This is a genomic window from Ruminococcus flavefaciens (assembly GCF_900116855.1).
GTDB classification, from domain to species: Bacteria; Bacillota; Clostridia; order Oscillospirales; family Ruminococcaceae; genus Ruminococcus; species Ruminococcus flavefaciens_R.
Map to the genome: position 1 here is coordinate 43,281 of NZ_UETD01000019.1, position 8,206 is coordinate 51,486.

Annotated in this window: 9 protein-coding genes, 3 tRNA genes and 2 rRNA genes; all 14 read right to left on the minus strand. The window is 44.6% G+C overall.

The genetic code is table 11. The features are described from left to right. Nucleotide 1: 1 nt before the first annotated feature. Complete coding sequence (locus DSZ37_RS16710) at nucleotides 2–1,117, minus strand: LPD28 domain-containing protein (protein ID WP_109727989.1); 1,116 nt, start codon at nucleotides 1,115–1,117, stop codon at nucleotides 2–4. Continuing rightward, nucleotides 1,110–1,874, minus strand: a complete 765-nt coding sequence (locus DSZ37_RS16715) for a BRO family protein (protein ID WP_109727990.1) — start codon at nucleotides 1,872–1,874, stop codon at nucleotides 1,110–1,112. The genes DSZ37_RS16710 and DSZ37_RS16715 overlap by 8 nt, the downstream gene beginning before the upstream one ends. Next, complete coding sequence (gene dcm / locus DSZ37_RS16720; RefSeq protein ID WP_109727991.1) at nucleotides 1,867–3,144, minus strand: DNA (cytosine-5-)-methyltransferase; 1,278 nt, start codon at nucleotides 3,142–3,144, stop codon at nucleotides 1,867–1,869. Before dcm ends, DSZ37_RS16715 begins: the two co-directional genes overlap by 8 nt. A gap of 201 nt (nucleotides 3,145–3,345) precedes the next feature. After that, a complete protein-coding gene (locus tag DSZ37_RS16725) occupies nucleotides 3,346–3,591 on the minus strand; it encodes a hypothetical protein (protein WP_109727992.1) in 246 nt (81 codons plus the stop codon). Nucleotides 3,592–3,643: 52 nt separating this feature from the next. Further along, nucleotides 3,644–3,940: a DUF4314 domain-containing protein gene (locus DSZ37_RS16730; RefSeq protein ID WP_109727993.1), complete on the minus strand. Its 297-nt coding sequence runs from the start codon at nucleotides 3,938–3,940 to the stop codon at nucleotides 3,644–3,646. Between the two features lie 9 nt (nucleotides 3,941–3,949). Continuing rightward, nucleotides 3,950–4,453 carry a hypothetical protein gene (locus tag DSZ37_RS17845; protein ID WP_181380358.1) on the minus strand — a complete coding sequence of 168 codons (504 nt, stop codon included), beginning with the start codon at nucleotides 4,451–4,453 and terminating at the stop codon, nucleotides 3,950–3,952. After that, nucleotides 4,440–4,586 carry a CopG family transcriptional regulator gene (locus DSZ37_RS16740; protein WP_109727994.1) on the minus strand — a complete coding sequence of 49 codons (147 nt, stop codon included), beginning with the start codon at nucleotides 4,584–4,586 and terminating at the stop codon, nucleotides 4,440–4,442. The genes DSZ37_RS17845 and DSZ37_RS16740 overlap by 14 nt, the downstream gene beginning before the upstream one ends. Then, nucleotides 4,583–5,764 (minus strand): DUF6329 domain-containing protein, encoded by a 1,182-nt coding sequence (locus tag DSZ37_RS16745; RefSeq protein ID WP_109727995.1) that lies wholly within the window; start codon nucleotides 5,762–5,764, stop codon nucleotides 4,583–4,585. The genes DSZ37_RS16740 and DSZ37_RS16745 overlap by 4 nt, the downstream gene beginning before the upstream one ends. Before the next feature lie 13 nt (nucleotides 5,765–5,777). Next, the gene (locus tag DSZ37_RS16750) at nucleotides 5,778–6,854 is read right to left on the minus strand and encodes a DUF6329 domain-containing protein (RefSeq protein WP_109727996.1); all 1,077 of its coding nucleotides are present in this window, start codon (nucleotides 6,852–6,854) and stop codon (nucleotides 5,778–5,780) included. A 475-nt stretch (nucleotides 6,855–7,329) separates the two neighbouring features. Next, nucleotides 7,330–7,405, minus strand: a tRNA-Asn gene (locus DSZ37_RS16755). A gap of 127 nt (nucleotides 7,406–7,532) precedes the next feature. Then, nucleotides 7,533–7,649: ribosomal RNA gene (rrf, locus tag DSZ37_RS16760) — 5S ribosomal RNA — on the minus strand. 9 nt (nucleotides 7,650–7,658) lie between these two features. After that, nucleotides 7,659–7,730: transfer RNA gene (locus tag DSZ37_RS16765), tRNA-Glu, on the minus strand. 8 nt (nucleotides 7,731–7,738) lie between these two features. After that, a tRNA-Lys gene (locus DSZ37_RS16770) sits at nucleotides 7,739–7,814 on the minus strand. A gap of 128 nt (nucleotides 7,815–7,942) precedes the next feature. Further along, a 23S ribosomal RNA gene (locus DSZ37_RS16775) occupies nucleotides 7,943–8,206 on the minus strand; the annotation flags it as partial.

Below are 8,206 nucleotides of genomic sequence, written 5' to 3' on the forward strand. Positions count from 1 at the left end.
ATCACACCTCCGACATTCCCATGCTCAGTTCCTCGGTCTGCCCGGGATCATACTCCCTGAAAGTATACAGGGACATAGTTTCACCGAGGAAGTTAGGACTGCTGTCCTCGTCAAGCACGATATATCCCTTATTCTTGAGATCAATGGGTTCCTTTGTAACGATAGAGCCTGCATGATTTACTGATACATTTTTTTCAATAGCAAAGAACTCTCCATCATCGTTATGACGCAAGTGATAGCAGTACATACCCTTCGGGATATTTGCGTCGGTGATGCGGTCGTTTGTGAAGAGAGCCGTATGTCCTGCAACCTCGATGAGTTCATACTCATCATCATACTCGATGTTGATATATTCAGTCTCAGTGGCATTGAGATAGAGCGAATAGTCTTCCTCGAGGCTCGCATCCATTACTCTTGCCGCAAATTCAAGGCAGTCTTTCTGGCTCTCGGGGAAGTATTCCTCGATACGTTCACCATCATAATAGACGTAGCGTCCGCAGTTATTGCCGATATCCTCGTCAGCCCATTCGTGCTCGAACTTGATATCCGGATACATCTCAGACAGCTTCTGCATTATGGGATGGGGAGCTGCCCATGCAGTGAGGAATTTCAGCCTACCGTCCTCCATTTCGACTCCGTTGTCGTATCCGTAGGCATTCCACTTGGTTCCCCAATTTCCGACAGCCCAATCGTACCACGTTGAGGCTCCGTACTGTATGAGGTTGGAAACGTATTTCTCGCCTTTATCCACAAGATACTTAACGCTCTCACGGTACCTGTCCTCAGCTAAGTTTATTGCTTCGTTCTCAGGCATGAGAATATCTATCTTCTGCGATAAGACAGGCAGCTTCTTGAGCATTTCACGGAATTCGGCGGCATCTTTCTTCTTGACACCTTCAAATTCTTCGTTTATGGGATTTATAGCGGAAATGTATACCGCAATTGCACTGTCCTCGATGGATCCGCTTGTCATATGCAAGGATTCAGGCATAGGCAGTATCTTATTAAAATCCACCGATCCTATGCCAACCTCATCGTTCTTGATCTGCTCAAGCATAGCTTTTATACGGCTTTCATCACCTGACAGGGTGATTACACTTGTTACATGATTAGGCATTAATAACACCTCCATACTCTCTCATCAGCCTTGAAAGGATGTACTGCTGACCCTTGCCTGTAACAAAGGTCTGCTGATACGTTCTTTTCTGACCATTGGTCTCGTATACAGACTCCTTTACACGGAAGTATCCGTTTTCAATGTACTCCTGGTACGGAATGTTTCCGCCCATGAGGATTCCACGTGACCTCATCCATGCAAACAGCCTGTTGCGTCCGATGCGGATACCGTGATCAGCACAGAGCTTTGCCATACGATTTACATCGATTACATTAGTGCTGTCACCAACATGATCTGCGAACTTCACCTTCGGCTCGTCCTTACGGATTCGATCATTGAGCTGATTGATTACTCTGCACTGTATCCTGAAGAGCTGCTTTATAGGTTCATCTGCAAAGGGAAGATATGTTTCAACGAACACATCCTCATTCGCAACATAGCCGCCGGTCTTACGGATAGTCGGGAGCACCTCAGCCGTTACCCAGCGTTTGAACTTCTTGGCATTCGGCATCTTGCTTGAAAGGACAAGACTGTAAAAACCAGACTCGTTTATAAGGGTAGCCATAGTTCCATTGACGGTGAACGATTCGTTCACCGTCCTATCTTCCGGATCTACGTGGTCTCTAATAGCTTTCTGAGGGTTAGTATACTTTAATATTAATGCCACATCTTTACCGACAAGCCAAGGCTCGCCGTCGATGCATACTGTTCTTACCGAGCCGAACTCGGGATTGTTAAATATCATCATTTCATTCATTATTGTTATCCTCCATATCAATTTCCTTTATGAATCTCGCCAGAGCTTCTATGACATTTACAGTCACAGCGTTTCCGGCTTGCTTGTATAACTGTGCATTTGACATTCCTGTCGCTTTGACCTTATTGAACTGCTCATCTGTAAATCCCTGCAATCGCCAGCATTCAAGGGGCATCAGCTTTCTTATGAGTCCGTTATACATAACGCCGTTCCGGTCTGTTACCGTAATAGTAAACATTGGCTCGTCCGGACTCTTGAATCTTCTCCCTTGCTGCCGTACCTTTTCTTTGGCAGGAGTAAGCACGGGTATCGGCTTGTCCATGAAGAGAGCCGCTGATTTTTCGCCTTTATGATGTCCTATGCCGTTATCCTGCCTTGCAGTTATACACCTTGCAAGATCGGTGATCTGAGGCTCGGGATTCATATCGATACATTTTACCGAATAGAAGCCCTGTGTTGCCGACGGAGTTACCGTATGGGCTATGTCATGTCCGACACGTCCTCTGCGGCTGTTCATGTCCGCATATGCAAGGTCGATACTGTCACCGGGGACAGCTATCTGATAACCTGACTTTGTAAGGGTCTTTATCGGAAGGCCAAGTATCTCATACAGCCCAGACTTACCGCCGAAACCGCCTGCAGTTCCGGTCAGCGTTATGCTCAGTCCTTCGGGAGAGTAGACTCTGCATCCTTCTTTTCCGGGTATGCGCTGGATAAGAGTTTTTGGATTTGCGTCTGTGAAAGACAGTATTCTTCCGGCACACTCGGCTCTAAGAAATCCGATAATGAACACTCTTTTTCTGGCTTGGGCGACTCCGAAATTCGCGCTGTTAAGCACCTGCCATGCGACATCGTACCCCAAGTCATCCAGCGCAGTGAGGATGGCCGCAAATGTCCTGCCTTCGTCATGCGATAACAGTCCGGGTACATTTTCAAGCAGCAGATAGCGAGGTCTCTTAACGGCAGCGATCCGAGCAATTTCAAAGAACATGGTTCCTCGGGCATCTTCGAAGCCTCGCCGTTTTCCAGCGATTGAAAAGCTCTGGCAAGGAAATCCTCCGCAAATAAGGTCGATATCCGGCAAGTCTTCGGGGATGATTTTTCTTGCGTCATCGTAATATACCTCCTTTGATGTGTCGTAAAGTGCTTCATACGCCTGTTTTGCGAATTTGTCTATCTCGCAGTAACCGACACACTCAAAGCAGCCGACTCGTTCAAGGCCTGAGCGGAAACCGCCGATACCTGCGAACATATCGAAATATCGTATCAAAACTAAAGTTCACCTCTTTTGTTTTTCTGTGATGTTCCTTCTGATGAATTGTGCTGTTCATTTGCCTCACATCCTTCCTAATGATAGAAAAACAGCCGCCTGCATTCTTACAAACGACTGTATGTAACGAAAAAAGCCCGCCGACAGCGGTCCTATTACGGACGCACTATCGGCGGGCTTGTGTATTATATATTCAGTTTTTTATTCAGCAGGAGAAAGGAAACTCTCAATTACTGACATTATTTCATCAAGACGTTTCTCTCCAATGCCATTGATTTTTCTTATTTCCTCACGTAAGCATTCGAATTCAACAGCTCCGTGCTCAACACTTTTTGCACCTTTATCATATATGTCAGCAAGTACCTTCTGCATTTGCTCACGATTCATAGCTTTCAATTCCTTATACATTGATCTTGGCAATACAAAAACTTGTTCTTCTTTTTCCATTATATCTTCCTCTTTCTGCTTTTATCGTGAACTTATTATATCATACCTGCCGTCATAAGTCAATTGACATTCCCTGATTTTCTTTGATTTCAGTATCTTCATCCTGTTCCATTTCATCGGCAGGCTGAGCCAAATGAAAGCTGTCAACTCCTGAGACAAGGCCGAGCTGCCGTCCATTATCGAAAGCACAGTGCACTGTGCCAATATCGTCAACGTACAGCACTTTTCCTGTAGTCCCCGAAGGTATCGGGGTAGGATCGTCGGACATATATTCGCAGCATATCATGGTTCCTTTAGGGTACTGCTGTCTCAGCCGCTCAACCTGTTCTCTTGACGGAAATCCTTTCATCTGATCACCTCACATATCCATAGATATTTCCTCGTCCTCAGATTCTTCCGGATCTTCGGATTCGTCGAGGTCTTCATCTTCGTCCTCATCCTCTGATTCTTCATCTTCCTCAGACAGGTCCTCGTCTTCGTTCTCGTCGAGTTCTTCATCCTCATCTTCGTCAGGTTCGTCCTCTGACTGCTGCTTTTCAGCCATTGCCTGCTGTTCCTCGTAGTCACGATCAAGCTCATCCTGGATAAGACCGAGTACGAACTGCTTCTGTGTCATGTGGTGCCTGTCCAGATAATCCTTGATCTGAAGGAATAAATCCTCTGGCACCTGAAACGCCATTGTACGCATATTTCCCATATATTTTTCCTCCTTGATAATTGTCTTCGGGTGGAGTTCATCATCAAGAGCTTTTGACACAAACTCCGCCATTGTTATTCCATTTGCTTCGATATACTGTCTGACCTGAGCGTGCAGGTCGGCGTCGATCTTTACTGTTATGCCTTTTTTCTCAGTTTCTGACATTCTCATCGCTCCTCTCCAAGAGTTTCTTCATAGCTCTTTCTGTCAGTTCGTCTGCGGTTATTCCTTCTTTTTCCGCAGCTTTCTCGATTGCTTCTGAAAACTGCGGAGGTATATTGATCTCTACTTTACTCACATACTCATCTCCATATCCTGTGTATTATCGCTTAAATATTCGTCCTCGGGTACAAGAGCCCATGATTCATCGTCTGACCAGAAGCTGATATTGATCTCTCCGACCTCTGTTCTCATGTACTTCTGCTCCAGCGATTTGCCCCAGCCGTCACTCAGCTGACCGACGCAGTATTGTCTGAATTTCTCCATTTCTTCATCGGATAGCTCACCAGTTATCTTTGCAGTTATAACTCCAGTCAGCTCACCGTTTATTACCTCTACTGTACAGTGTGCTGACTGGACCTTTTCCGATATCTCATCATCAGGACCTTCAGGAGAATACCAAAGCATAAGACCACGCTTATGTTCTGCAGGAAGATCATTTTCACGGATGAAGGTGTTGATATCATCCGCATATCCAGCCATATCTGCATTATCAAGAATACAGTTATCCTTCGGATGGTCCTTGATATGCTGATATATTTCTATTGGACAGCAAAGGTGTATTTCGTTCAAGTGAGAATCGAGAAACTGTTCATAAATGTATTTGGCCTGTGGTATATACTGAGCGTATCGTGTGTAGGTGCTACCCTCAGATTCTATAACTATACCATCACCAAAATCAATATCATAGAGGAGAATACAGTGATACATATTTCCCTCGTCATCATAGTACATGAAATCCTTGTTTCTTTCTAGAAACGCCAAACTCATAAAAGGGAACCGTGAGATATGCTCGAAGTTTTTATGAGTTACGGCAATTGCCTTTTCGATTACACATTTTTTAACATTAAAAGTGGCAGGTTTCTCCTCAAGATGTGTGTTCAACACCAGCTTATCAGAAAACTCCATAAAGTGATCTGCAAACAATTTTTTGATGCCGTTTATACATCTGGCATCACTACATAAGATGGTTTTAAAGATTAAATCATGATCTGCAACGTTATCCAAAATTCCACAAAGATTATTGAGTTCAAATAGATTATCATTATTACATAATCTATCTATAATGAGATCATCAAGTGGGTTATTGGTATAGAGACCGACAAGATACTGTTCTTTGGCACTGCTTCTGAGCTTTAGTTTTTCAGCAGGCAGGTCTATTCCTGCCTTTTTCAGATCTGCTCTCAGCTCATCATTACATTTAGGTAATATTGTTGATAGTTCTTTTCCCTTATATCGGATATTAACGTTTATCATTAAGTAGTTCACCTCACATTTTTAATCCGACATCTTCTAACGGTGACTCAGGAGCTGTCTTTACTTCTTCCTCAGTCATGAGCTCCCATGCACCGCTGGTATCGTAGAAGCTGACATAGATATCTCCCTCAGAAGTATGGATATCACGCTGCTCGAAGCCTTCGCCCCAACCGTCACTTGCCTGTCCGGAGAGTTCGTGTAACAGCTCGTCATACTCATAGCTATCAAGTTCTCCGCATATCTGACAGGTAAATACTCCCATGAGCCTGTCGCCGACCTTTTCAACGGATGGGAATATGGAGTAGACCTTATCGGCGAAACGCTTTCTGTCGCCGAGGTAAGCCATAATACCGCGATTTTCTTCCTCGTCACACTGGTACGCCTCAATAGCACTGCTGATCTCACTTTCGTACTCAAGCACCTCGAAATCCGAGAGTTCCTCGGTGCCCTCAAAGAATTCGTCTTCATCCTCATCAAATGAAGGCTTGATCTCTCGCTGAACTTTAAGGGGACAGTAGAACTTCAGCTCTGTGAACTTCTCAGCCTCAACATGGATATCCGGCTGAAAGTCTACGCCGATATCTGTATTCTTAGCCATTTTGATATCATCTCTCTGAGCGAGCTGCTGTACGATAGCATTTTTGACAAGACTCTCGACCTCGTCCATATCGATCATATCAGCTGATGTGAAGTCTGTCTTGTCTGTGTGAGCAAGTTCAGCGATCTTTTCGACAGTATCCTTGATCATATCGTGAAGTTTCAGTTCGGATTCGGAAGACTGGTACCTTTCGTAGATTGACTTAGCATCAGGTACGAACATTGAAAGGCGAGGATAATCAAATCCTTCAGCTTCGATGAGCAGTCCGTCTTCACCGTGCTCGTCAAGCAGCATTATGCAGTGATAGGCATTCTTGTCCTCGTACATAAGGTCTCTGGCGGCAGTTATCGCCTCATGCTCCTGATATGGGTTTGCTTTCAGCCTTTCAAAGTCGGAGTGAGGAAGAAATACCCATTTTTCAACCTCACAGCGTTTGGTGTTGTGATCGGAAGCCTTGTGTATCAGCTTACCGTTCATGTAGAATTTGTTCATCTGTTTTCCTCCTGTTACATAATTATTCCATAGACAGCAGGCGTGATCTGCTTTCTATGTATCTGGCGGAGAGCCTCCGCTGGCTTTTTCGCGTCATAATTTTTCTGTAATCGTAACTTATATTCCGCACAGGAGAAGTATACTGTTCGACCGCTTCACACACCGCACAAATCGCTCACAGCGGCTTTAGCTGCTCACGGTGGTGTAGTTTTCCAATCTACCACCGATGCCGTTAAAAACGGCTCACAAATCGCTGATAGGTTTACTATCAGTTGGTTTTCGGAGAAACAAAAAAGGACTCGATTCCAGTGTTTTCACATTTCGTGATAACCACTAAAACCGAGTCCTTGAACTTTATAATATGAACATGACAATTTAATCGCAGTATGAGAAAAATTAAAAAAAGACACTCAACCAAAAGATAGCCGCATCTCCATAAGAAACGCTATCTCAGTTGAGTATCTCTCTTCATTTTTGGCTCCCCCTGCCCGGCTCGAACGGGCGACAACTCGGTTAACAGCCGAGTGCTCTACCGACTGAGCTAAGGAGGAATATATTTAACTAATGTTGTAAATTTCTTTAACAACATTAGTCTTTTATATTAGCTCGTTTATCCTCACGGTGATTGGTATAATCTCTTACACTTGCTCTACCGACTGAGCTAAGGAGGAATATAAATGTCGGCACTGATTTAGTTTCCCGGGCCGTCACCAGCCAAGTATCGTCAACGTGAATGAGCTTAACTTCCGTGTTCGGAATGGGAACGGGTGTGACCTCATTGCCATAAGCACCGACTATATTAAGTGACCCGTACCAGAATCGAACTGGTGTTACCGGCGTGAGAGGCCGGTGTCTTAACCGCTTGACCAACGGGCCAAAAAAATTGGTGCACCATCGGGGACTCGAACCCAGGACCCACTGATTAAGAGTCAGTTGCTCTACCAACTGAGCTAATGGTGCATTTCAAACTGCTTAACTATTATATCACATTTAAAGTGATTTGTCAAGCGATTTCTTCAATTTTTTTTGAAAAAACTTTTGAAGGAATAAAGCGTAATGCGAGGCGAAGAACACATTGAATGAAGTAAAAAGGAAAAGCCCTCGACCGATTAGTACTCGCAAGCTGAACGTGTCACCACGCTTACACTTTGAGCCTATCAAACTCATAGTCTATGAGAGGTCTTACTCTTACGAAGGGATATCTTATCTTAAGGTCGGCTTCACGCTTAGATGCCTTCAGCGTTTATCCGTTCCGCACTTAGCTGCCCAGCTGTGCCATTGGCATGACAACTGGTGCACCAGCGGTGCGTCCATCCCGGTCCTCTCGTACTAGGGACAGCTCCTTTCAAATA